This is a genomic window from Nitrincola nitratireducens (assembly GCF_000585235.1).
In the GTDB taxonomy this organism is placed as follows: Bacteria; Pseudomonadota; Gammaproteobacteria; order Pseudomonadales; family Balneatricaceae; genus Nitrincola; species Nitrincola alkalisediminis.
On sequence record NZ_AONB01000001.1, the window covers coordinates 22,291 to 44,556 of the forward strand.

At 48.8% G+C, this 22,266-nt stretch carries 22 protein-coding genes, 1 tRNA gene and 1 CRISPR repeat array; of the genes, 10 read left to right on the top strand and 13 right to left on the bottom strand.

Features of this window, described 5'->3' with window-relative positions; translation table 11 throughout:
* Nucleotides 1–4: 4 nt before the first annotated feature.
* Nucleotides 5–925 carry a type I-E CRISPR-associated endonuclease Cas1e gene (gene cas1e, locus D791_RS00100; RefSeq protein ID WP_036506271.1) on the top strand — a complete coding sequence of 307 codons (921 nt, stop codon included), beginning with the start codon at nucleotides 5–7 and terminating at the stop codon, nucleotides 923–925.
* A 2-nt stretch (nucleotides 926–927) separates the two neighbouring features.
* On the top strand, nucleotides 928–1,224 hold the full coding sequence (cas2e, locus tag D791_RS00105; RefSeq protein WP_036506273.1) for a type I-E CRISPR-associated endoribonuclease Cas2e: 297 nt from the start codon (nucleotides 928–930) through the stop codon (nucleotides 1,222–1,224).
* A gap of 89 nt (nucleotides 1,225–1,313) precedes the next feature.
* Nucleotides 1,314–5,488: a CRISPR direct-repeat array (repeat unit 29 nt; unit sequence CTGTTCCCCGTAGGCACGGGGATTAACCG).
* Nucleotides 5,489–5,788: 300 nt separating this feature from the next.
* On the opposite strand, the gene D791_RS00110 is transcribed toward cas2e, so the two are convergent.
* A complete protein-coding gene (locus D791_RS00110) occupies nucleotides 5,789–6,112 on the bottom strand; it encodes a putative quinol monooxygenase (RefSeq protein ID WP_036507204.1) in 324 nt (107 codons plus the stop codon).
* Nucleotides 6,113–6,315: 203 nt separating this feature from the next.
* Here D791_RS00110 and D791_RS00115 point away from each other — a divergent pair, with 203 nt between their 5' ends.
* Nucleotides 6,316–6,741 carry a hypothetical protein gene (locus D791_RS00115; RefSeq protein WP_036506275.1) on the top strand — a complete coding sequence of 142 codons (426 nt, stop codon included), beginning with the start codon at nucleotides 6,316–6,318 and terminating at the stop codon, nucleotides 6,739–6,741.
* Nucleotides 6,742–6,961: 220 nt separating this feature from the next.
* On the opposite strand, the gene D791_RS19950 is transcribed toward D791_RS00115, so the two are convergent.
* Entirely contained in the window at nucleotides 6,962–7,108 is a 147-nt protein-coding gene (locus D791_RS19950) for a hypothetical protein (RefSeq protein ID WP_157682182.1), read from the bottom strand.
* A 68-nt stretch (nucleotides 7,109–7,176) separates the two neighbouring features.
* Between D791_RS19950 and D791_RS00120 the strand changes: the two genes are divergently transcribed.
* Nucleotides 7,177–7,428, top strand: coding sequence for a TIGR03643 family protein (locus D791_RS00120; RefSeq protein WP_036506276.1), 252 nt, complete (start codon nucleotides 7,177–7,179; stop codon nucleotides 7,426–7,428).
* Between the two features lie 185 nt (nucleotides 7,429–7,613).
* Here D791_RS00120 and D791_RS00125 read toward each other — a convergent pair.
* The 10 genes from D791_RS00125 to D791_RS00170 form a co-directional block, all read right to left on the bottom strand.
* Nucleotides 7,614–7,690, bottom strand: a tRNA-Met gene (locus D791_RS00125).
* 71 nt (nucleotides 7,691–7,761) lie between these two features.
* Nucleotides 7,762–8,136, bottom strand: coding sequence for a PilZ domain-containing protein (locus D791_RS00130; RefSeq protein ID WP_036506277.1), 375 nt, complete (start codon nucleotides 8,134–8,136; stop codon nucleotides 7,762–7,764).
* A complete protein-coding gene (locus D791_RS00135) occupies nucleotides 8,133–8,936 on the bottom strand; it encodes an OmpA/MotB family protein (RefSeq protein ID WP_036506279.1) in 804 nt (267 codons plus the stop codon). The genes D791_RS00130 and D791_RS00135 overlap by 4 nt, the downstream gene beginning before the upstream one ends.
* Nucleotides 8,933–9,727, bottom strand: coding sequence for a motility protein A (locus tag D791_RS00140; protein ID WP_036506282.1), 795 nt, complete (start codon nucleotides 9,725–9,727; stop codon nucleotides 8,933–8,935). Before D791_RS00140 ends, D791_RS00135 begins: the two co-directional genes overlap by 4 nt.
* Before the next feature lie 50 nt (nucleotides 9,728–9,777).
* Nucleotides 9,778–10,161 carry a Co2+/Mg2+ efflux protein ApaG gene (apaG, locus tag D791_RS00145; RefSeq protein WP_036506283.1) on the bottom strand — a complete coding sequence of 128 codons (384 nt, stop codon included), beginning with the start codon at nucleotides 10,159–10,161 and terminating at the stop codon, nucleotides 9,778–9,780.
* 10 nt (nucleotides 10,162–10,171) lie between these two features.
* Nucleotides 10,172–10,978, bottom strand: a complete 807-nt coding sequence (rsmA, locus tag D791_RS00150; RefSeq protein ID WP_036506286.1) for a 16S rRNA (adenine(1518)-N(6)/adenine(1519)-N(6))-dimethyltransferase RsmA — start codon at nucleotides 10,976–10,978, stop codon at nucleotides 10,172–10,174.
* 17 nt (nucleotides 10,979–10,995) lie between these two features.
* A complete protein-coding gene (gene pdxA, locus D791_RS00155) occupies nucleotides 10,996–11,991 on the bottom strand; it encodes a 4-hydroxythreonine-4-phosphate dehydrogenase PdxA (RefSeq protein ID WP_036506288.1) in 996 nt (331 codons plus the stop codon).
* Nucleotides 11,992–11,997: 6 nt separating this feature from the next.
* Nucleotides 11,998–13,302, bottom strand: a complete 1,305-nt coding sequence (locus D791_RS00160; protein ID WP_036506290.1) for a peptidylprolyl isomerase — start codon at nucleotides 13,300–13,302, stop codon at nucleotides 11,998–12,000.
* On the bottom strand, nucleotides 13,289–13,594 hold the full coding sequence (locus D791_RS00165) for a hypothetical protein (protein ID WP_036506293.1): 306 nt from the start codon (nucleotides 13,592–13,594) through the stop codon (nucleotides 13,289–13,291). The genes D791_RS00160 and D791_RS00165 overlap by 14 nt, the downstream gene beginning before the upstream one ends.
* On the bottom strand, nucleotides 13,566–16,040 hold the full coding sequence (locus D791_RS00170) for an LPS-assembly protein LptD (RefSeq protein ID WP_036506296.1): 2,475 nt from the start codon (nucleotides 16,038–16,040) through the stop codon (nucleotides 13,566–13,568). The genes D791_RS00165 and D791_RS00170 overlap by 29 nt, the downstream gene beginning before the upstream one ends.
* 114 nt (nucleotides 16,041–16,154) lie before the next feature.
* Here D791_RS00170 and D791_RS00175 point away from each other — a divergent pair, with 114 nt between their 5' ends.
* The 3 genes from D791_RS00175 to djlA are packed head-to-tail and all read left to right on the top strand — an operon-like array spanning nucleotide 16,155 to nucleotide 18,717.
* Nucleotides 16,155–17,198 carry an aminoglycoside phosphotransferase family protein gene (locus tag D791_RS00175; RefSeq protein ID WP_036506299.1) on the top strand — a complete coding sequence of 348 codons (1,044 nt, stop codon included), beginning with the start codon at nucleotides 16,155–16,157 and terminating at the stop codon, nucleotides 17,196–17,198.
* A complete protein-coding gene (gene murU / locus D791_RS00180; protein ID WP_036506301.1) occupies nucleotides 17,195–17,887 on the top strand; it encodes an N-acetylmuramate alpha-1-phosphate uridylyltransferase MurU in 693 nt (230 codons plus the stop codon). The genes D791_RS00175 and murU overlap by 4 nt, the downstream gene beginning before the upstream one ends.
* Nucleotides 17,884–18,717: a co-chaperone DjlA gene (gene djlA, locus D791_RS00185; protein ID WP_036506304.1), complete on the top strand. Its 834-nt coding sequence runs from the start codon at nucleotides 17,884–17,886 to the stop codon at nucleotides 18,715–18,717. Before murU ends, djlA begins: the two co-directional genes overlap by 4 nt.
* A 12-nt stretch (nucleotides 18,718–18,729) precedes the next feature.
* Here the strand turns inward: djlA and D791_RS00190 are convergent, their stop codons facing one another.
* Nucleotides 18,730–19,611 carry a DUF3530 family protein gene (locus tag D791_RS00190; RefSeq protein ID WP_036506307.1) on the bottom strand — a complete coding sequence of 294 codons (882 nt, stop codon included), beginning with the start codon at nucleotides 19,609–19,611 and terminating at the stop codon, nucleotides 18,730–18,732.
* A 95-nt stretch (nucleotides 19,612–19,706) separates the two neighbouring features.
* On the opposite strand from D791_RS00190, the gene rpe reads away from it, so the two are divergent.
* The 3 genes from rpe (at nucleotide 19,707) to D791_RS00205 (ending at nucleotide 22,260) form a co-directional block, all read left to right on the top strand.
* Entirely contained in the window at nucleotides 19,707–20,378 is a 672-nt protein-coding gene (gene rpe, locus D791_RS00195; protein ID WP_036506310.1) for a ribulose-phosphate 3-epimerase, read from the top strand.
* The gene (locus D791_RS00200) at nucleotides 20,375–21,064 is read left to right on the top strand and encodes a phosphoglycolate phosphatase (RefSeq protein WP_051513782.1); all 690 of its coding nucleotides are present in this window, start codon (nucleotides 20,375–20,377) and stop codon (nucleotides 21,062–21,064) included. Before rpe ends, D791_RS00200 begins: the two co-directional genes overlap by 4 nt.
* Before the next feature lie 140 nt (nucleotides 21,065–21,204).
* The gene (locus D791_RS00205; protein ID WP_036506313.1) at nucleotides 21,205–22,260 is read left to right on the top strand and encodes a cytochrome-c peroxidase; all 1,056 of its coding nucleotides are present in this window, start codon (nucleotides 21,205–21,207) and stop codon (nucleotides 22,258–22,260) included.
* The last annotated feature ends 6 nt before the right edge of the window (nucleotides 22,261–22,266 follow it).

A 22,266-nucleotide genomic window follows, 5' to 3' on the forward strand; every position in this document is an offset into this window, starting at 1 on the left:
GGGAATGTCATTTATCCCCTTGAAGCCTATACCACTGAAAGATCGCAATTCAATGATTTTCATTGGAATGGGGCGTATTGATGTAAAAGATGGCGCCTTTGTGGTGATTGATGAAGTGAAGGGTGAACGGATGCATATCCCGGTCGGCTCACTGGCCTGTCTCATGTTGGAGCCGGGTACTCGTATTTCTCATGCCGCAATGAAGCTGGCGGCTGAAGTAGGCACCTTGATCACTTGGGTTGGTGATGGCGGCGTTCGTTTTTACTCGGCTGGCCAGCCCGGTGGTGCACGATCTGACAAGTTGCTATATCAGGCAAAATTAGCCCTTGATGAGCAACTTCGCCTTAAAGTTGTAAGGAAAATGTTTGAACTGCGTTTTGGTGAGGAAGCACCCAAACGACGCAGCGTTGATCAACTCCGCGGTCTTGAAGGGGCTAGGGTTCGTCAAACTTATCAGAAGCTTGCTCAGCAGTATGGTGTGCGTTGGAGTGGTCGTAACTATGATCCTAAAAACTGGGATGCTGGAGATACGATTAATCAGTGCATCAGTGCCGCAACAGCCTGTTTATATGGAATTACCGAGGCAGCTGTTTTAGCGGCGGGGTATGCCCCTGCAATCGGCTTTGTCCATACAGGAAAGCCTCTCAGTTTTGTATACGATATCGCCGATATCATTAAATTCGACACAGTCATACCGCTTGCCTTTCGTATTGCAGCTAAATCACCATTTACCCCTGAGAGGGAAATACGAATTGCCTGCCGGGAAATTTTCCGTACCGATAAAACACTAAAGCGACTCATACCTTTGATTGAAGAGGTTTTGGCAGCAGGTGAGATCACACCACCTGAGCCTTATTCAGATGCACAACCACCAGCGTTACCTGAGCCACTTTCAATCGGTGATGCGGGACATAGGAGTGGTTGAATATGAGTATGTGCATGATTGTGACCGAAGCGGTGCCACCTAGATTGAGAGGTCGTTTAGCGATATGGCTGCTGGAAATCAGGGCGGGTGTCTATGTCGGCGATGTGAGTAAACGAATCAGAGAAATGCTCTGGGAGCAGGTATCTGTTATGGCAGAAGACGGTAATGTGGTGATGGCTTGGGCAACTAATACAGAGTCTGGATTTGACTTTGTAACCTATGGTCAGAACCGACGAGAACCAATTGATTTTGATGGTTTAAGGCTGGTCACATTCTTACCATTGCAAAATGAAAATTAGAGCCTAATAACGCTCTTTAACAATATGGAATATTTGGTAGAAAAATGCATATGCTTTTTTCTTCATTAAATCAACTATATACTTTTAGTCTGTTCCCCGTAGGCACGGGGATTAACCGCTGATGGCAGCATTAAAAGAGCGCCGAATCATCTGTTCCCCGTAGGCACGGGGATTAACCGGTCTCAGCTTACGGGTAAAAGTCTCTCATGCTGTTCCCCGTAGGCACGGGGATTAACCGTAAATTCAACAAGAATTTTGTTTTGAGGTGATCTGTTCCCCGTAGGCACGGGGATTAACCGTATGGATTTACGCAGGCTCAGATTGCCAACATCTGTTCCCCGTAGGCACGGGGATTAACCGTGTCGTCTCCAGAGTCATCATCGCCCCAGTTACTGTTCCCCGTAGGCACGGGGATTAACCGCTATTGCAAGAATAGAGCAGTTATCACAAACCCTGTTCCCCGTAGGCACGGGGATTAACCGCATTTCTGTCAGTGGGCAGATGAATTCAAATCCTGTTCCCCGTAGGCACGGGGATTAACCGCGTAATCAGCAGCTCGTTAGGATTGGCAATCACTGTTCCCCGTAGGCACGGGGATTAACCGTATTGGATTAGTTCGTTCATGATTCACTTTCTCTGTTCCCCGTAGGCACGGGGATTAACCGAGAGTAGCGAACATCATCAGTTTTACCCTTGACTGTTCCCCGTAGGCACGGGGATTAACCGCTTGCAGTGACCCGCGCCACGACACCGGACGGCCTGTTCCCCGTAGGCACGGGGATTAACCGGCGTCAGAATTATAGTATCTGCCATGGTGTTGCTGTTCCCCGTAGGCACGGGGATTAACCGCATTTGCTATCGCCTCCAGATTGCTAACGGTCCTGTTCCCCGTAGGCACGGGGATTAACCGTAATTCGTTCATTTCTTTCACCAATACTCAATCTGTTCCCCGTAGGCACGGGGATTAACCGCACTAATCCAGCAAGCTCTTATCACCCTAGAACTGTTCCCCGTAGGCACGGGGATTAACCGATATGAAACAAATCTTTATTCGCGACGGCGCCCTGTTCCCCGTAGGCACGGGGATTAACCGCTTTGGGTTCAATTCAATTGTCATGGCATCAGCTGTTCCCCGTAGGCACGGGGATTAACCGCCCTGCCTATCTGGACAGGGTTGCATTTGTTACTGTTCCCCGTAGGCACGGGGATTAACCGATCGTAGCGGTTCGGGCAAGCTGCCAACACCACTGTTCCCCGTAGGCACGGGGATTAACCGTTTTTTGTAAATGTAAATATGGCGGTCAATAACTGTTCCCCGTAGGCACGGGGATTAACCGTGCCCTGCCCCCTATCAGTCTGCTACAATAGACTGTTCCCCGTAGGCACGGGGATTAACCGTCGGGCGTACAACCACGGGCGGCAAGGGTGGCCTGTTCCCCGTAGGCACGGGGATTAACCGCCTTAGCATTCAGCCACGTGCTTGGATGTTTTCTGTTCCCCGTAGGCACGGGGATTAACCGCGTCGCGCCTTATGGGGGTGGCGAGGCCAGAACTGTTCCCCGTAGGCACGGGGATTAACCGGCTGGACTCGGCGCGCTGAGGAGACATTACAGCTGTTCCCCGTAGGCACGGGGATTAACCGGCTTCAGCAGCTCTTCTGGCGTAGTTATAGCACTGTTCCCCGTAGGCACGGGGATTAACCGTTAGGGAGGCTGTATGATTCGCTGTAGCTCAACTGTTCCCCGTAGGCACGGGGATTAACCGCAAACTAGGATCCGTCAAAACAAAACCCTGATCTGTTCCCCGTAGGCACGGGGATTAACCGCTGTCAAGGCTGAGCGATTAAGAGTAGAGCAGCTGTTCCCCGTAGGCACGGGGATTAACCGGATTTAGTACAAGCTGGCTATGAGTTGCAGCCTGTTCCCCGTAGGCACGGGGATTAACCGCAATAGGATTGCCAATAGCTGCAGAAATTCGCCTGTTCCCCGTAGGCACGGGGATTAACCGACTATCAACGCGCTGCCCGAGCCGATCCAGTACTGTTCCCCGTAGGCACGGGGATTAACCGTTAATTAGCCGGATTAACTCCAGCTCCATTTGCTGTTCCCCGTAGGCACGGGGATTAACCGAGTTATCACGGGTAGAGAAGCGCCTAAACGATCTGTTCCCCGTAGGCACGGGGATTAACCGCCATTAGCGCGACTGTGGCTGATTGCAAAAACCTGTTCCCCGTAGGCACGGGGATTAACCGTCTCTTTCATACCCATGGTTGTCCCTTACCATCTGTTCCCCGTAGGCACGGGGATTAACCGGCTGATGCCGATGCCGATTACCAACATAGCTACTGTTCCCCGTAGGCACGGGGATTAACCGTCCGGCAGGAGCGTTAAAGGAATCGCTGAGGACTGTTCCCCGTAGGCACGGGGATTAACCGTTTGATTCTGAATACGCTGAATACAGTGTAGTCTGTTCCCCGTAGGCACGGGGATTAACCGATGTCAGTATTGTAGAACTCGATAGGATACTGCTGTTCCCCGTAGGCACGGGGATTAACCGCGTGTTTAGATCGACAACATAGAGACGCACACCTGTTCCCCGTAGGCACGGGGATTAACCGGGTTCTGGTTCTGCTTGCTGGCCACAAGATGGCTGTTCCCCGTAGGCACGGGGATTAACCGAATTGTGTCTTTCATCGCCACACCTCCCGCAGCTGTTCCCCGTAGGCACGGGGATTAACCGATGGCTGCAAACTGCGCAGGTAATGACGGTGTCTGTTCCCCGTAGGCACGGGGATTAACCTTTGTTAGGTAACATGCTCGGTCTAGTGCACTCCTGTTCCCCGTAGGCACGGGGATTAACCGTACCAGTCGGATGAAGAATACTTCATGGATTACTGTTCCCCGTAGGCACGGGGATTAACCGTTATCAAGTGGTGCAATGTCAGCGGCAGAACGCTGTTCCCCGTAGGCACGGGGATTAACCGTATATCTTTTAATGTTAGTTCACGGGCATAGTCTGTTCCCCGTAGGCACGGGGATTAACCGGCTTTTATTACAAATAATACCGTTTGTGAGGTCTGTTCCCCGTAGGCACGGGGATTAACCGTCATCTGAATACGTCAACTGGTGGAAGCAAGCCTGTTCCCCGTAGGCACGGGGATTAACCGTTCTCTGCAGCTGCATCACTAGCAGGACGTGACTGTTCCCCGTAGGCACGGGGATTAACCGATCTTTAGTCTCTTTCTTAATAGGTATCTTGTCTGTTCCCCGTAGGCACGGGGATTAACCGACACTGGATGTGATCAGCCTGCATCAGGCCAGCTGTTCCCCGTAGGCACGGGGATTAACCGTTTTCATTTTCTTCAGTTAATTCGTCACGTTCCTGTTCCCCGTAGGCACGGGGATTAACCGTTCTAAATCTTCGAGTTTGTAGCCGTCTGGGACTGTTCCCCGTAGGCACGGGGATTAACCGTTACTGCGGCGGTTGCGGGTGCTGTTGCTAGACTGTTCCCCGTAGGCACGGGGATTAACCGGCGTCCATTACTGCGACGAGCATTTCTCGCGGCTGTTCCCCGTAGGCACGGGGATTAACCGCCATAGACGCAATTCTAGGGGCTTTGTTAAATCTGTTCCCCGTAGGCACGGGGATTAACCGTCGTTAATTAACGGCTTAGTAATTGGATGATCCTGTTCCCCGTAGGCACGGGGATTAACCGCGGGTCTTTGTCATCAAACGGGTTATCGTGTGCTGTTCCCCGTAGGCACGGGGATTAACCGTTACTGGCTTTGTCCCGTGTCGGTATAGATTGCTGTTCCCCGTAGGCACGGGGATTAACCGATGAGCCGATATTTCCAGCTCTTCTTGATTGACTGTTCCCCGTAGGCACGGGGATTAACCGAAAACACCTGATAAATCGGTGCTTTTTCACTACTGTTCCCCGTAGGCACGGGGATTAACCGTCATCATCCAGAACCGGCTCTGGCAACTCATGCTGTTCCCCGTAGGCACGGGGATTAACCGAGGACGTGCAACTCATGAACCTGAAGCGCCTCCTGTTCCCCGTAGGCACGGGGATTAACCGCATTACGTCTTGAGACATATCTGGCAATGCTACTGTTCCCCGTAGGCACGGGGATTAACCAATCTGTTCATCTGTTAGTGAAACCGGATCTCCCTGTTCCCCGTAGGCACGGGGATTAACCGTTTCGTTATAAGTGCGACAGACAATGGGTATGCTGTTCCCCGTAGGCACGGGGATTAACCGACCTTCCATTTTAGCCCCCGAATACTAAGCGACTGTTCCCCGTAGGCACGGCGCATCTAAATTGATTTCTGCAAGTTAAAAAACGCACAAGGGCGATAGAAGAAGCTCAAAGTATGAGTCAGTGATAGCAATGGGCATAGACACCACACTAGTGAATTTTATAATCTAGGTGCTGTGTAGAATCTATGCAGGGGGAAGGCCCCCAAGGGCTATCCAATGACCTTGCTGATGGTATACAGGCGCAGCGACTATGCTGCACACCGCAAGCTTTTATCCAGAACAGTCTATATTAGCTTCCTCTCAACCTTCATCCGAATACACACAGACATTCCAATCGGCCGCTAATCCATCTTCAGCTAAACAATAGCGCTCAAAAAAACCGCTGATCTCATCGCGTTGGCAGTGGGTTTCGAAGCTTTGCATGTCTTGCCAGATTTCATGGAAAACGATGGGAAAGCTTGTGCCTTCTGCAAATGGGCTTTGGATGTGTTTCGTGACAATGTATTGAATGCAACCATCTTCCCTGAGGGTGTTGGGTTCCAGAGATTGTAAAACTTTGAAGAGTTCAGCCTCTTTTCCAGGTTTGGGAAGAAATTGAGCGGTACAATAAACTTTGGATGACATAATTGGCTCTCTGATGAGTGAAATGGGGGGAGCAGGGGGCGGCAAACACCTGCCGTTACCAGTTAAGGTTGGCAATTGTTGGCCCCGCATTATTTTTTATCATAGGACAAGCCTTTGTTTTTGTGTAGCGTTTATTTATTGGTCTGAGTTTTGCTTTTAATTCTTTTGTTAAGCAGATCACTGTTTGGAAAGGAGAATGACAGATGAAAATTGATCAGACACAGGTAAACAACATCCGAATCGGACATCCAGACGCAAGCTCACGGGTAAGTGCATTAAATGGATCCAGTGGTTTTGGTGATCTGCTTGAGCAGATGATGCAACAGTCCTCTCAGCCATCACCGCACGCGCAAACCACTACGTCACAGGCATTAGATGAGTCGACGCGGGTGGAGGATGAAGCGACCTCGCAAAAGCAGCGTGAGGCGGTTCGAGATCAGCTATTGGCATTGTTAGGTATGACTCCAGCTGAGCGTATCCGTTTTGCATATTTACAGTCTAAGGGGTTAACAGAAGAGCAATTGGCAGCCTTGCCACCGGAAGAGCGTGAAAAAATCGAAGCTGAAATTCAAGAAGAATTGAAACAGAAGCTAGCTGCTGTTGCGGATCGTCAGGAAGCGCGAATATGAGATAGCAGGGGGTAGTGAGAACCTATAGAACGTCGGGTATTATCGAAGTCGAATTAATAGAAACAGCCATGAGAAAACAGGTTGTTTGGATCTTTCTCGGTTTGGCTGTTTCTTGTGTCGCTATCGTGAGGTTTTGAAATGTTCAAAGACGTTTAAGCTTCTCATTTCGAGAGCTTTAAATGGCTAGGCTTTTTCGTTGCAAGCGCTTGGTTGCAGCCGTTTAGTTTCGATATCTTTCCCAGCGATAGTCTTGCATGGTCATACAGCTTCTGACGAGGTCATTTCGCTCTGCTACCCCTTCAATGCGATTCATGCCGACTTTAAATTGGCATTCAGCAAATGCATTTTCGGCATCATGAAGGCTCACCCCTTCTCATTTAATCCAATCTATCGCCTAAAGCGTAGTATTAAATTTAATCTTAGGTAAGGGTTTATATGTTGGTATCGTCTAACGAGCTTTCCAGAATCATCGAAATGGCTTGGGAAGATCGCACACCCTTCGAAGCCATTGATCAGCAATTCGGGCTAACAGAATCACAAGTGATTCATTTAATGAGAACAAACCTCAAACGAAGTAGCTTTAATCTCTGGCGATCACGTGTTTCTGGTCGCAAAACCAAACATCTGCAGCTGCGAAGCCCTGAGGTTCAACGCGCTTACTGCTCAAGACAATACAAACACAAATAAGTTTTATCCGACCATATCGATCCGAAAGCCTATTAAACTATGGCAATTGAGCAAACAATTCAAAAGTCGAAGAGTTGATTTGAAATGCGTGTCACACAATCTGTCACATTTTGTCACATCAGATTGTTAAGAGACTAAGACGAAAAAAGGCAGATCAGTAAGTAACTGATCTGCCTTCTAAAATTTGGTAGCGGGGACAGGATTTGAACCTATGACCTTCGGGTTATGAGCCCGACGAGCTACCAGACTGCTCCACCCCGCATCAACGTGGAGCAAATATTATAGATAGAAGGGCAAGGTGTCAAGCGTATATTCGAATTTATTTCATTAATATTAATTGATAGCACGTTTTTGCCTTAAAATGGCATCTTTTTGGCACTGGAGAATGAACTGGGACAAGTGCTTTTCATCTTTAACGTCTAGGTCAACGAGTTTTCCAGCGTAACGTGTTTCACTTTTGTGCACGATATTAATGCGGCAGTGAAGTGTGATGTCCTTGCCCTCCAGCAAAAAGCTGAATTTTGCCATGTGCTGGCCGCCCTGAAGAGGTCGTGCAGTCGTGAAGGCAACGCCTTTTGTCGAAAGGTCTTGTAACTCAACTTTATGTTGATCGACGTACAAGGCGATAGGGTCTTGTTGTACGGGTACCATCCGATAGGCACGTCGTTCATCATCCTTGTTATCAGGTAATGAAATCTGAGGCTTCATAATTTTGGCAACTCTATTTTTTCCAGCACAAATTCTATGCGTCGGTTCATGGCTTGGTTGATCTCCGAGTCATTTGGGACCAGCGGCAAAGTGTCGCCATAGCCAGTAGCTGTCACTCGAATAGGCGCAAGCCCACCCTCCACTAAAAAACGCAATACCGTTGTAGCTCTTACGGCTGAAAGCTCCCAATTGGATGGAAATTGTTCTGTATTTATGGGTGTGTTATCAGTATGACCTTGGATTTCCAGTTTAAATCCAGGATTCATTAACGCTATTTCTAATACGGAGTCTAGCACTGGCATCATGGAACGTCTAATGTTCGCTGATCCTGTTTCAAACATAATCGCTCCATTGACCCGCAGGTTGAGCTTTCCGTCTTTAGGTGTACCGATTTCAACCCAGCTGCCCATGTCTGAACGATTGAGTGCTGCGTTTAAATCCGTTGCAATTTCGCTGAGCTCAGCATTCGCTGCTTCAAGCAATGCTTGTTGAAAACGCATTTGATCGGCTAAGAAGGAATCCTCGGAGGAGCGATTAATAATAGGGTGATCGATTTCTGGAATTTGACTGGTATCGGGGGCGGATACCTCTAGCTCAATTAGACTATTAGACGAACCTTCACGTGAGAGTGCCAAGCTGATTGAACGAGCGGTTTCTTCAAAAGACTCCATTTCAATACTGGAAATGGAGAAGAGTAAAACGAAAAAAACGAGAAGGAGAGTCATGAGATCAGCAAACGTAGTGATCCAGCCCGGCCCATCATTCTCCTCAAGCAACTGTTGTTTTCGGGACGCTTTCATGTCTTTTTGCCGTTCGCATCATCTTGAGTCTTACCTAAGCGCAAGGGTTTGCGTGAGTCTTCAGGTAAATAAGAGGATAGCTGTTCATACACATGTGCATAGTGGTCGTTAGTTAATATGCTGATACAGCCTTCGCGAATAATTTCCAGGTTTGTGACTTCGACAAGTGTACGAGCGCGTAATTTACCTGCTATGGGTAAAAAGATAACCGTGGAGAGGAGTGAGCCATAAAAGGTTGTTAAGAGAGCAATGGCCATTGCTGGGCCAATGGTTTCGGGGTCTTTGAGCGCGCTTAACATTTGAATAAGGCCGATTAGGGTTCCCAGCATACCGAAGGACGGCGCGTACATGGCCATTTTTTTAAACACATCTTGCACCGTGTGGTGACGTGAGATGAGTGAGTCAATTTCATTTTGCAGAGTGTTGCGGATGACTTGCTCCGATGCGGCTTCTGCAAGTAAATTTGCCGCTCGTCGCAAAACATGGGAGTTGGTTTCAATGTCACCGAGCTTTAGCAAACCGTGGCGGTGGCTGATTCGGCTTAGCTCCAGCATGGTGTCAATCATCTCTTGTGCGTTGGTGCGGTCTCGTGTGAACACAATCCACGCCGCTTTGAACGCGTTGAGAACATCGCGGAACTGAACGGTTAGAAAGGTTGCGGCGATGGTCCCACCTGCAACAATCATCATGCCAGGTACGTTAATGAAGACGTCTGAGCTGCCTCCGATTGCGATAGCGCCAAGTATCAGAGCAAAACCAAGAATGATACCGATGAGTGATGCAAAATCCATGGCCCTTCCTTAATGGTAAGCAAACAACAGACGAGGGTTCTATTGTCAGGTTAGTGGAGTGCGTTTGGTTGTGCCAGTGTGAAAGCCTGAATTGGGGCACGGAAGCTAAGCTCTCCAGCCGTCATATTGTAGTACCCTTGCATGCTGCCAACCTCAGTTGATAGCACCGTGCCACTGGTGTAGCTGTAACTTGAACCCGGTGCGATGACGGGTTGTTCGCCAACAACCCCTTCTCCTTGTACCTCTTGGACATTTTCATTGCCATCGGTAATGAGCCATTTACGGCTGAGGAGCTTAACCGCAACGCTGTTATTGTTACGAATGGTAATGTGGTAAGAAAACACAAAGCGATGCGCATCTGGATCAGATTGCTCTTCCAAATAGGCGGTTCGGACCTGGATGTCGACGTTATTGCTAAGTTCACGAGTATTCATTGTACGGTTATTATCCTTTTAGATCGGCAAGGTAATCGCTGATTTTAACGAAATCAGCCAGCGATAGGCGTTCTGGACGTAGGTTGGGATCTATTCCAATGCGTTCAAGCGCATCGCTATCAATCAGTTCTTTAAGGTTGTTGCGTAACGTTTTACGACGCTGCCCAAATGCGGTTCGCACTACTTGCTGAAAAAGTTTATGGTCCTTCGCTGGGTAGGGGAGCGTTTTGTACGGCACCAGTCGAACAATGGCTGAGTCAACTTTAGGCGCTGGGTGGAAGGCACCAGGAGGTACTAAAAATAAATTTTCAACCTTGCAGTAGTACTGCGCCATGATGCCTAAGCGCCCATAATTGTTTTCGCCAGGGCCTGCCGCTAAGCGAAGAACCACCTCTTTTTGCAACATAAAGTGCATGTCTTCGATAATATGGCTGTGGCTCAGTAAATGAAAAATCAACTGGGTTGAGATGTTGTACGGCAAGTTACCAATGATGCGCAGTGGACGGTCGTCTTGGATCAGTTGCTGGAAGTCAAAGCGCATGGCGTCTGCTTCGTGCACCGTAAATTGATCACCATAGTTAAAAAACTTGGTTCTCAAAATAGGGACTAAATCTCGATCAAGTTCGATGGCGTCCAAAGCCCCAGTCAGGTCTAGTATTTCTTCTGTTAAGGCACCGAGTCCGGGCCCTATTTCAACCATATGTTGTTCAGGCTTTGGGTTAATGGCGCGAATAATCCGACGGATGATGGATTCATCCTGAAGGAAGTTTTGTCCAAAGCGTTTGCGAGCTTTATGGCCCGCGTCATGTTTACTCATGTCGTGTTTAAATCCTGTTAGTCGTCTAGCCGACGTGAAGAAGCCATTAACGCAGCATAATGTAAGGCAGTAAATAAGCTGCCCGGGTCGGCTGTACCCTTTCCAGCAAGGTCTAGAGCTGTTCCGTGGTCAACCGATGTGCGAATAATGGGGAGTCCAAGTGTTATGTTAACGGCTTTACCGAAGCCTTTGTACTTAAGAACAGGTAAGCCCTGATCATGGTACATCGCCAACACGGCGTCCGCTTCTGCTAGATGATGATGTGTAAATAGCGTGTCTGCAGGCAGCGGACCAATCAGTTGAATACCTTTGGCACGAAAGGTGTCAAGGACTGGGGTGATTACGCGAATTTCTTCATCGCCTAAATGCCCGGATTCACCTGCATGTGGGTTGAGTCCACAAACAAGAACACGGGGATTTGGAAGTCCGAAATAGGTTTTTAAGTCCGAAACCAGTACATTAATAATGTCGGTCAGTAACTCCGGTGTAATGGCGTCCGCCACGTCCTTCAGTGGAAGGTGTGTGGTGGCAAGTGCAACCCTTAAGTCTTCGGTGGCTAGCATCATGACCACCTTAGAGGCACCTGTTAAAGCTTCCAAAAACTCTGTGTGTCCACTGAATGGAATACCCGCCTCATTGATCACGGCTTTGTGAACAGGCGCCGTAATCATGGCGTCAAATAGATGAGTTTGACAACCTTGTGCAGCATGTCGGAGCGTTTGCAGAACATACTCAGCGTTGGCTGTGTTGAGCTGGCCTGGAGTGCACGGAGCAGCTAACGCGATGGGGTCGCAGTATAGCACGCCCGCAGGTGTTGGTTGAGGAGATGATTCAGCATCAAACAGGCGAATAGCCAGCGGCAACTTGAGTTGCTGGGCACGAGCCTGCAGCATATCAGGATCACCGATCACAATGAGCTGATGGTCAGACCCTTGTTGTGCGATCATGATACACAGGTCTGGGCCTATACCAGCAGGCTCTCCAGCTGTGATTGCCAGTCGACAGACGCTCATCTTTACTTATCCCCGACTAGGTTGTTTGAGTTCAACATAGGCCTCAGAGCGCAGTTCACGTAACCAGTTGTCGAGTTCTTCATTGAATTTGCGTTGACGAATGGTGATGCGGGCAAAGTTCTCCATCATTTCAGCACTCATGTCTTGTGTGCGACGGTCTTTAACGTGCAATATGTGCCAGCCAAAGCGGGATTCAAAGGGATCTGATGTTTGACCGACAGGTGTCGTTTTCATAACGTGCTCAAACTCAGGTACCATTTGTCCATCCTGTGCCCACCCTAAATCACCGCCTTGTGAGCCGCTACCGGGATCATCACTGTATCGACGTGCTAAGTCTCCAAAAGGCTGTCCTTCGCGAATGCGATGACGTAAGTCATGGACCAGTATACGCGCTTGTTCGGGCGTGCGGATTTCATTGGGTGCGATCAAGATATGACTGACTTGTGTTTGTTCAACGAGCGTGACCTCTCCGCCGCGTTGGTCATTTACGCGCAAGATGTGAAAGCCACCTGAGGTGCGAATAGGGCGCGTAAATTGACCGGGTGATATGCCTGCCAAAGAGGCCGCCAGTGATTCAGGAAGCTCACTCTGTTTACGCCAACCCAACTCACCACCGCTTAATGCATTCGGGGCATTGGAAACAGATACGGCTAAATCAGCAAACTCTGCGCCTGCTAAGAGTTGGTTATAGACCGATTCGGCTTTCGCTTCGGCCGCTTGAATCATATCCGGCGTGGCTTGAGAGGGCAGGGCAATTAAAATATTGCTCAGCATAAACTCTGCTTGATCGTGTCCATCGGCCATTTCCGAATTGATAAAGTTGCGAACCTCTTGTTCTGAAACTTGGATTCGGCGGTTAACATTCGTTTGTTGAACCTGTGAGATGAGAATTTCACGACGAATTTGTTCGCGAACATTCGCAAAGTTCTCCCCTTCAGCCTCCAGTGCAGCACTGAACTCGGTTAAGGACATGTTGTTTTGAGCCGCGATGTTCTCTAATGCTTCATTCAACTGACGGTCCGATACTCGAATGCCCTGAATTTCAGCCAGTTGTAGCTGAATGCTGTCCAGTATTAGTCGTTCGGTCACTTGTTGGCGCAGTACCGATTGATCTGGGACTTGAACACCACGAGATTGTATTTGTTCTGTAAATAGGCGTTCGCGTTGGTTCAGCTCGCTTTCAAGAATGATATCCTCATTGACGATTGCGATGATGCGATCAAGGTGTTGTGCTTGAGCCTGAAAGCTAACAGTGCCTGCTAATAGGACTGTTGAAACAGCCTTGTAGAGGGTTTTCTTAGAAATTATCATGGTCTTTCTCTTTAAATCCGGTTATTTCTTCGATCAGGCCACGACCGCCATCACCGCCAAAGGAGCCCAGTCCACGTAGGACGAACTCAACGAACACGCCTCGGTCATAACTGGCCGTTGCGCCTCGAACGTTAGAGGATGCCAGCCACTCTCTTCCTGTTAAACGCATTTTCCAACAGCAGGTTCCATATTCGACACCCAGTAACGTATCGAGTTTCTTGCTGTTTTCAATATCATGCTGCCAACGTCCAACAACACCCCATTTAGTTAATCTGATGCCTGAATGCAACATCCGATTGACGAATAGGTTCATTCGCATTGTTTGAGTTGACGCGGTCACGGTAACTCAAATAGATCATGTTTTCATTATTGGGGATCCAAATTGCGCGATAATTATGTTCTTCGAATGAATAGTCATTTCGATCAATCTCTGAATCGTGGCTGAGGCGAAGGGTTGGAGTAACATTCCATTGCGCCATAAATGCCAGATTGGAGCTAGTCTCTTGCCCTGAGATATCGCCGGGTCTGAGATCCATGCTATCACGATCTTTTAGGTAATGAGATTGGGCAACGGCAACGCGCAGTTGTTCAACACCTTTGTCGTTGTAAATGGCAGAGGATGCACCTAGCGTCGCTTGTTGTGTGGCCGACACGCGATCATTACCGCTCCATCCGTATGGGTCGAAAAGGTTGTAGTAGCTGAAATCAAGTGCCGACGAGTCAAAGTAACGGAACTGCGCCGGTGATGGTTGCGACTTGTTTTTATCTACATGCAATAGCATCAGACGCGGCTCAAAGGATTGCGAGTAGGATGAGTTACGAAAGTGAATGTCGCGATCGAAGTAGAGCCCAGAATCCAGGCTGGCGATGCCTGCTGTCGTGGAGGTCGGCAGATCGAAATTGGGCGCTGTTTCAAAGTTAAATGAATACTGGCTGTGCCACAAACTTAGCTTTGGATGCACATAGCCCCATGGGCGGTAGTATTTGTAAGACAGTGATGGCCGTATGTGAACACGGTCTGCAGTTGTTTTTCTCAACGCATCTTCAGGAGCGCTAAAAATGGCTTGGTCAAAGAAATCACGACGATCCCGACGAAAACGGACGTATTCAGCCGTGTAATTAAAATCTAAGCGTTTATTTAAGGCTTCTTGGCCCGTTAAGAGCACCTGCGGAACACGTTTGTAAGGTGACGCTATGTTGTCATTGATCGTTTGGTAATCGTGAAAGCGCCCTAGCAGCTGCCATGTGTCGGCTTGGTATCGGATTTCTGCTTTTTGGTCTAAGTGTTCTTTGCGCTCAACTTCAAGGCTCGTGCCCAAGTCCGCAAAATAATCATTATCACTCACCCGGCTGAAATCAACGCTAGACGTAACCTCAGGTGTAATTTGCCCTTGATGCTTAACGCCAAGCAGCCAACGGTTTTCATTATTGGCTCGATCGTCATTTGCCAAAAATGCCGTGCTGAGTTCATTGTTGGACCAAGAGTTGAGATAGCGTAGTTCGTTCTCTAGCAGCAGTCCTCGATTCTCGATAAAACGCACAGTGAGCGTGTCATCCAGGTTGGGTGCTAGGTTGAAGTAATAGGGAACGCTGATGTCAGTGCCGTCACCTTTAGAGATTGACAAGCTGGGGTATAAAAAGCCTGACTGGCGTCGATCATCAATTGGAAAGCGAAACCATGGCATGTAAATCACAGGAATGCCAGCGACTTGTAAGGTCGCATGACGGGCAACGCCATATCCCTCTTCTGGGTATAGCTCAATACTGCCAGAGTGAATGGCCCAGTCATTGTTGCCGGGTTCACAGTAAGTGACCATGCCTTTTTCAAGCGTGATTCGGTCATTTAAATAATGCGTGATCTGCTCGGCTGAACCGCGAAGATGCTCTTGATGCATCACGTATTGAGATTGACTGAATCCAGAAACGCCCTGATCAAAATCGATGTCAGCACGTTCCGCAATCATCAGCAGTCCGGGTTGACGGAACTGGACTTTGCCTTTCAAGGACGCGGTGCGCTCGGCTTGGTTGAGTTCGCCATAATCACTATTGAACTCACGCCCACCTTGGCGAATGTTAACGCCGCCAGTCAAACGGGTGAATCCAGATTGGAGATCGGCGGACGAGCTACTAGCACCTGCGTAAATGGGCAGTTCGCTCAGTGGTCTATTTTCAGCGATAGCGGCCATTAACTCTTCAGGCTCAATATAGCGTCCTGAACATAAACGCGTTTCGCCATCGGTATACGGATACCAGTCTAAATGCGCGTAGGGTGCGTCGGATGCTAAAAAATCGGGCAGCGTGCTCACGCCCGCTTCCGTGTTCATTGGGCGCTCTCTGGGTGTAGCACTGTTGAGGCTAGCATCAGGTGGGCTGGTTGCTTGCTCTGCAGTTGTTGTTTGCAAAGGCGCTGGTGTTTCTTGTGTTTGCGGTGCTTGTCGAACCTGTGGTATTTGTGACGCAGTGTTTAAAGGCTTTGAGTCAGACGGAGCTTTGTCTGGCTTTACTTCAGACACAGATAAGCGCCTCTCAGTTGTTGGCTGCGATATTGAGCGAGCCGTTGACTGAGTGTTACTTGTTGCATTGGCTGCAGGCGCAACGCCTGAAGCACACTCCCACTCACCTTTAGCGTTGGCTTTACAGTCCCAACTTGCATGGCTCGTTTGGGCCATGGCATAGGAGGATAATACCGCAGCGACAGCTACGGAGAGTCGAAAAGTCGATGATTTAGTAAAGGGCATCAGGTCGCCATCCAGTTGCGGATCGGGCAGGCCATTTCGTGCCGCCCCCGAGTCTAGTACTATTAAAGACTGAATAATAAAGCATTCGTCCTATCAAGTGCTAGAGGAGCAGGCATGGGAGATCGTCAACAACGGCTGAATTCTTGGGTAATCCAGACAGCCACCGAGTTAAATTTAGACATTCATCCGAATATGAGCTTAGTGCCTGTGTCAGGAGATGCCAGTTTTAGACGCTATTATCGTCTATTGGGTCGGCAACAAAACTGGATTGTGATGGATGCTCCGCCAAATTTAGAGGACAGCCGGCCTTTTGTTGAAATTGCAGAAAAATGGCATGAATCTGGCATTAAAGTACCCGAAATTTTAGCGAAAAGCCTTGAATTGGGTTTTTTGTTACTCGAAGATTTCGGCGATACTCTGCTGTATTCCGGGTTGGTGGATGGAAAAGAGAATGAACTCTATGCGAAGGCCGCACGAACGCTGGCCAGTATCCAAGCGATGCCAGGGGATAACTTACCCCTGTATGATGCGGCAAAGCTTCAGACAGAAATGGGTTTGTTTGACGAGTGGTTTTTATCACGTTGGTTAGGTCTAGACATCTCGGATGATGTGCATGCAACCTTAGCAGAGGTTAAAGCGCATTTAGTGGCGTCAGCCTTGGCACAGCCACAGGTGATTGTGCATCGGGATTATCATTCCCGAAACCTGATGATTTTACCCTGCGGTAATATTGGCGTGATAGATTTTCAAGATGCGGTGAAAGGTGCAATTACCTATGACCTTGTGTCTTTGTTTCGGGATAGCTATATCAGCTGGCCAGATGAACAGGTCTATGAGTGGTTGGAGACCTATCGACAGGTTTATTTGCCTGATCATCTCAGCATGGATGCTCAGGCGTGGCGGCAGTGCTTTGACTGGATGGGCATGCAGCGTCAGTTGAAAGTGTGTGGTATTTTTGCGCGGTTATCACTTCGAGATGGTAAGGACGGTTATTTAGGTGATATTCCGCTCACGTTGAGTAATTTGTATCGAACTGCGCGACGGTATCCTGAGTTCTCGAACTTTGCAGATGAGTTGGCAAAGGTCGTGATACCTGCGTTATCGTCTCACCCTCGTTTTCAAGGGCAGTCTTTAGACCACTGGTGGCAAACCCTATGAAGGCAATGATTTTAGCAGCGGGTTTGGGTACGCGAATGCGTCCGCTCACCTTAACGATACCCAAGCCCTTAGTGCCTTTGTTGGGTAAGCCATTAATTGAGTACCCCTTACGCCAGTTAAAGGCTGTCGGTATTCGGCATATAATGGTGAATCATGCTTGGCTTGGGCAGCAGATTGTCGATCATTTGACGCAAATGGATACTGACGGCGTTCAGATCAGTTTTTCCAAAGAGGATGAACCGCTGGAAACCGGAGGGGGTATTTTTAAAGTATTGCCTTGGTTGACGCAGGAAGGGGAGCCCTTTTTTCTGGTCATGAATGCTGATGTGTACAGTGATGTAGATTTGTCTGTTTTGCTTAAGGTCCCGTTAGATGAAAAAGACTTAGGGTGCTTGGTGATGATTGAAAACCCGGATTGGCATCCAACGGGAGACTTTCGTTTAGGTGATACGGGGTATTTAAGTGAGTCAGATGGGCAGCCTCTGACGTTTTCGGGCATTAGTATTTTAAGTCCAAAACTGTTTTCTGGCTGTGAAGCAGGAGCGTTTGCGCTCGCACCCTTGTTGCGTCGAGCAATTTCTCAAGGGCGTCTGAAGGGGGTTTTCCATCAAGGCATTTGGTCGGATGTGGGGACGCCTGAGCGTTTGGCGGCATTAGAAGCGCAATTAATACATGAGAATCGAGAATGAGTGCTGAACACTGGGGAAGGCAAACAGGAGAGAGTTTCATTAAGCACAAAACGGGCTTAGTGATTGGGGGGCTAATTGGACTTGTTACAGGTGGTTTTTTTGGCTTGGTGTTTGGTGGCGCTGTCGGTTATTTCGTAGAGCGTCTGCTCAAGAAAGTAAAATCCATCGCACCCCAGCAATTGTTCTTTCGAGCAACTTTTGCCGTGATGGGAAAAATCGCTAAAGCGGATGGACGTGTTACGGAGTCTGAAATTGAGTTTGCGCGAGTGGTGATGGCGCGTATGCAATTGAACGAGCAAGCCAAGCGAAGAGCCATTGACTACTTTAATGAAGGCAAACAACCCGACTTTGACATGGCCAAGGTCTTGAAACCCTTGGCGTTGATTTTGCGCGGGCGCTTGTCTGTTAAGCTCATGTTTTTGGAAATGCAATTGCAAACCGCCATGGCTGACGGTGATATGTCGTCGGCTGAGCTAAAAGTCATAGAGGAAATCTGCCATCTGTTGCAGTTTACGTCGCTTGAAATGCAAGCCGTGGTGCAGCGTATTCGTGCTGCTCAGAACTTTGCGAAGCACAGTCACGAATGGCAACAACAGCCGGGCTTTAATGATGAACAGCTACTTGAGGATGCGTATGGCGTGCTAGGTGTGCCCGCGTCTGCAACCGATGCTGAGATTAAAAAAGCATGGCGTAAATTGATGAGCCAGCATCATCCCGACAAGCTTGTGGCTAAAGGATTGCCGGAAGAAATGCTTGAGTTAGCAAAAGAAAAAACCCAAGAAATCCAAAGCGCATATGATCGAGTGAAGGCTGCGCGTGGCATGCGTTAAGCCGAGGTATTTCTAACGCCTTCCCGGAGGGAGTTGCTCTCGGGGAGGCTCTTGCATCGCTCGTTTGGCTTCAATACTTGCATCCGCTTGGGTGATGAAGGTTTTAATAGCGCCACGTACTTGTCGGTTCAGCCAAGGCATGTCTAGTTTCCATCCTGCATACTCGCCTTTCATCGGTTGGCTGTGATAGCGCACGAGATCCGAGCGCTTGGCTTGGTTGGCGCGAATGCGTATATCCGGTAAACGCTGCAATCGAGCAGGATAGATATCAATCACGGCTTTTTCGGTTAAGGCACTCATGCCCTCAATCAGTGCTGACCATTGATTAGGGTGATGGGGTTGGGGATCGATCATAATTAAATGCGCCATGTCCGGTTGTTGACGCAAAAAATCGGTTGCCCAGCCTGCGCTTCTACCCAATGCAATCACAACCAGTGTCTCAATGTTTTCTCGGTCAATTTCGATTTTAGCGGCACGGATTCTTTCAGTGATTTGATTGACGTAACGGGACTCCGCATCGGTATCGACAATGAGGTGCTGCCGAGCTGGGAGGTCTAGTGCCAGAGTGAACCAGCCAAACTCCGCCATATAGGTTCTAAGAGAGTGGGTTTGCTCAAGCCAGCTTGGCCCTGCCTCAGGATCGGCTAGCAGCATTAAAGCGCCTTCGGGAGTGCTTTGGTTCGCATGTTGAATTAAGACCCGAAAACGGTCTTCGCTGACGTCTAATATTCGTAACTCAGAATCGGCTGGCAACTCAATTAACAGACGCTCTTCAGGTGTTAGGGAAGGGACACCTAGGCCCGGTTCATCTAAGCCTTGTGCAATGCTTCCAAAGCTGAAAACGAGTAGGAGGCTGTAGAGCCCCAAGCGCAAGCTGAACGAGGTTTGAATCATGGTATTCCTGTCATCGATTGCAGAATAACGGCTGTTCTGCATTGGCTAATTGGGTACAATAGCGCAAAATTCAATTCTTGACGACTCGGATGACTATGGCTGATTACTTGATTGCTCCGTCTATTCTTTCTGCTGACTTTGCGCGTTTGGGGGACGATGTTGAACGCGTATTGGCGGCAGGTGCGGATGTGGTTCACTTTGATGTAATGGATAACCATTATGTGCCCAACCTAACGATTGGCCCTATGGTGTGCAAAGCGCTTCGTAACTATGGCATAAAAGCTCCGATTGACGTGCATTTAATGGTTAAACCCGTCGACCGTATGATTGGTGATTTTATTGATGCGGGGGCGAGCTGGATTACCTTCCACCCAGAAGCATCAGAGCACATAGACCGATCTCTGCAAATGATTCGTGACGGCGGTTGTAAGTCTGGATTGGTGTTTAATCCTGCAACGCCGCTGCACTACCTCGATTATGTGATGGATAAAGTCGATGTTATATTGCTGATGTCGGTGAACCCTGGCTTTGGTGGCCAAACGTTCATTCCTTCTACACTTGATAAGCTGAAAGAAGCGAAAGCGCGTATCGATGCCAGTGGTTTTGATATTCGCTTAGAGGTTGATGGCGGTGTTGGGTTAAAAAACATTGGTGAGGTAGCCAAAGCAGGGGCCGACACTTTTGTGGCTGGGTCTGCAATTTTTAATACACCGGATTACCAAAAAACGATTAATGAAATGCGATCTATTTTGGCGTCGATCAAATGAGGCAAGAACAGTATCGGCTGTCCGATCATTTTGAGAGTGGTTTGCCAAGGTTAGTGATGTTCGACTTGGATGGAACCTTGGTCGACAGTTTGCCTGATTTGGCACATGCCATTGATCAAATGCTGCCTGCATTAGGGCGTCCCCCTGCAGGGATCGAGCAGGTTGGACGCTGGGTTGGAAAAGGTGCGCACCACTTGGTTCAAGAGGCGCTTGGGTTGTCGAGCGCGTCACAGGATCCAGAGTTATTCTCAGTGGCCTATGAGCTATTTTTAGCTGCCTATAGTCAAGCCAATGGTCGTCAAGCTCGACTCTTTCCAGATGTGCAAGCATTCATAGAGTATCTAGAGCAACAGGGGGTGATGCTGGCATTGGTGACTAATAAGCCCGAAGCCTTTACGCTGCCATTACTCGACGCAATGAATCTTAAATCGCACTTTTCGTTAATCGTATCGGGCGATACACTGCCCTTGAAAAAGCCGCATCCAGATCAATTGCTGCATGTGATTCAGCATTTTGGCGTTGATTTGGCGCAGAGCTTAATGGTGGGTGATTCCAGTAATGACGTCTTGGCTGCAAGGGCGGCAGGTTGCCCAGTTGTGTGTGTCTCCTATGGGTACAACCATGGCGAATCCATTTACGACGCGCATGCAGATGCTGTGGTTGATTCGATGATGGCCTTAGTTTAAAACGTTCAATCAAACTGGATTAAAGTTTGATCTATGTCAATTTTAGGTCGATCTAATTAAGTTTGTTTGATTGTAAAGCCGGAGCTCTTTGCTAAACTGTCCCTGAGTATAAACCTGATAAGGGTATCCAAGGGGGCAGTATGAAAAGAAAAATGAGTGGGCTGTGCATTGCCATTGGTTTAGCGATGGTATCGTCTTCAGCCGTTATTGCAGATGAACTCAGAGTAAGAGCGAATGCGCTTTTTTCTGCAGTTCCCACCGAGGCGCCTGAAATTGAAGGCAATGTACTAACGCCCGAAAAAGTAGAATTGGGCAAAATGTTGTTCTTCGAACCACGCCTATCTTCCAGTCACTTAATTAGCTGCAACACCTGTCACAACGTGGGCATGGGCGGTCACGACTATCTACCTGTATCGATTGGTCATGGCTGGCAAAAAGGGCCGCGTAATGCACCAACCGTCTTTAATGCTGTGTTCAACGCAGCCCAGTTTTGGGACGGTCGTGCCGCTGACTTAGCTGAGCAGGCAAAGGGGCCTGTGCAGGCGGGTGTTGAAATGAGCAGTACGCCAGCGCGTGTTGTGGCAACCTTAAACAGTATGCCTGAGTACATTGAGCGTTTTAAAGCGTCTTTCCCAGGTGAGGCTGATCCGGTTACGTTTGATAATATGGCGGTGGCCATCGAAGCGTTTGAGGCAACGTTGATTACGCCTAATGCGCGTTTCGATCAGTATCTGGGGGGTGCAGATGATGCGTTGACCAGTGACGAGAAAGAAGGATTGGCCCTGTTCATGGATAAAGGCTGTGCAGCCTGTCATGCAGGGGTTAACTTTGGTGGTCAGCAATACTTCCCATTTGGGCTTGTGACACGTCCAGGAGCGGATATTCTTCCTCCAGGGGACAGAGGTCGTGTAGAGGTCACCAATACTGCATCGGATGAATACGTGTTCCGTGCTGCACCTTTGCGCAACATTGAGTTAACTGCGCCGTATTTCCATTCTGGGGCTGTTTGGGACTTGGAAGAAGCGGTTGCGGTTATGGGAACGTCTCAGCTAGGGACCGAACTGAACGATGAGCAGGTGCAGAAAATCACTGCGTTCTTGCGGACACTAACAGGCGATATTCCTGAGGTGGTGTACCCGATTTTGCCAGTGAGCACGGCAACCACTCCAAAACCTGTGGATATGGTCGATTACTAATGCCTA

Bases quoted from the DNA above. Each gene is read 5' to 3' on its own strand.
- cas1e (WP_036506271.1), top strand. From the start codon at position 5: ATGTCATTTATCCCCTTGAAGCCTATACCACTGAAAGATCGCAATTCA.
- cas2e (WP_036506273.1), top strand. From the start codon at position 928: ATGAGTATGTGCATGATTGTGACCGAAGCGGTGCCACCTAGATTGAGA.
- D791_RS00110 (WP_036507204.1), bottom strand. From the start codon at position 6,112: ATGTCATCCAAAGTTTATTGTACCGCTCAATTTCTTCCCAAACCTGGA.
- D791_RS00115 (WP_036506275.1), top strand. From the start codon at position 6,316: ATGAAAATTGATCAGACACAGGTAAACAACATCCGAATCGGACATCCA.
- D791_RS00120 (WP_036506276.1), top strand. From the start codon at position 7,177: ATGTTGGTATCGTCTAACGAGCTTTCCAGAATCATCGAAATGGCTTGG.
- D791_RS00130 (WP_036506277.1), bottom strand. From the start codon at position 8,136: ATGAAGCCTCAGATTTCATTACCTGATAACAAGGATGATGAACGACGT.
- D791_RS00135 (WP_036506279.1), bottom strand. From the start codon at position 8,936: ATGAAAGCGTCCCGAAAACAACAGTTGCTTGAGGAGAATGATGGGCCG.
- D791_RS00140 (WP_036506282.1), bottom strand. From the start codon at position 9,727: ATGGATTTTGCATCACTCATCGGTATCATTCTTGGTTTTGCTCTGATA.
- apaG (WP_036506283.1), bottom strand. From the start codon at position 10,161: ATGAATACTCGTGAACTTAGCAATAACGTCGACATCCAGGTCCGAACC.
- rsmA (WP_036506286.1), bottom strand. From the start codon at position 10,978: ATGAGTAAACATGACGCGGGCCATAAAGCTCGCAAACGCTTTGGACAA.
- pdxA (WP_036506288.1), bottom strand. From the start codon at position 11,991: ATGAGCGTCTGTCGACTGGCAATCACAGCTGGAGAGCCTGCTGGTATA.
- D791_RS00160 (WP_036506290.1), bottom strand. From the start codon at position 13,302: ATGATAATTTCTAAGAAAACCCTCTACAAGGCTGTTTCAACAGTCCTA.
- D791_RS00165 (WP_036506293.1), bottom strand. From the start codon at position 13,594: ATGTTGCATTCAGGCATCAGATTAACTAAATGGGGTGTTGTTGGACGT.
- D791_RS00170 (WP_036506296.1), bottom strand. From the start codon at position 16,040: ATGCCCTTTACTAAATCATCGACTTTTCGACTCTCCGTAGCTGTCGCT.
- D791_RS00175 (WP_036506299.1), top strand. From the start codon at position 16,155: ATGGGAGATCGTCAACAACGGCTGAATTCTTGGGTAATCCAGACAGCC.
- murU (WP_036506301.1), top strand. From the start codon at position 17,195: ATGAAGGCAATGATTTTAGCAGCGGGTTTGGGTACGCGAATGCGTCCG.
- djlA (WP_036506304.1), top strand. From the start codon at position 17,884: ATGAGTGCTGAACACTGGGGAAGGCAAACAGGAGAGAGTTTCATTAAG.
- D791_RS00190 (WP_036506307.1), bottom strand. From the start codon at position 19,611: ATGATTCAAACCTCGTTCAGCTTGCGCTTGGGGCTCTACAGCCTCCTA.
- rpe (WP_036506310.1), top strand. From the start codon at position 19,707: ATGGCTGATTACTTGATTGCTCCGTCTATTCTTTCTGCTGACTTTGCG.
- D791_RS00200 (WP_051513782.1), top strand. From the start codon at position 20,375: ATGAGGCAAGAACAGTATCGGCTGTCCGATCATTTTGAGAGTGGTTTG.
- D791_RS00205 (WP_036506313.1), top strand. From the start codon at position 21,205: ATGAAAAGAAAAATGAGTGGGCTGTGCATTGCCATTGGTTTAGCGATG.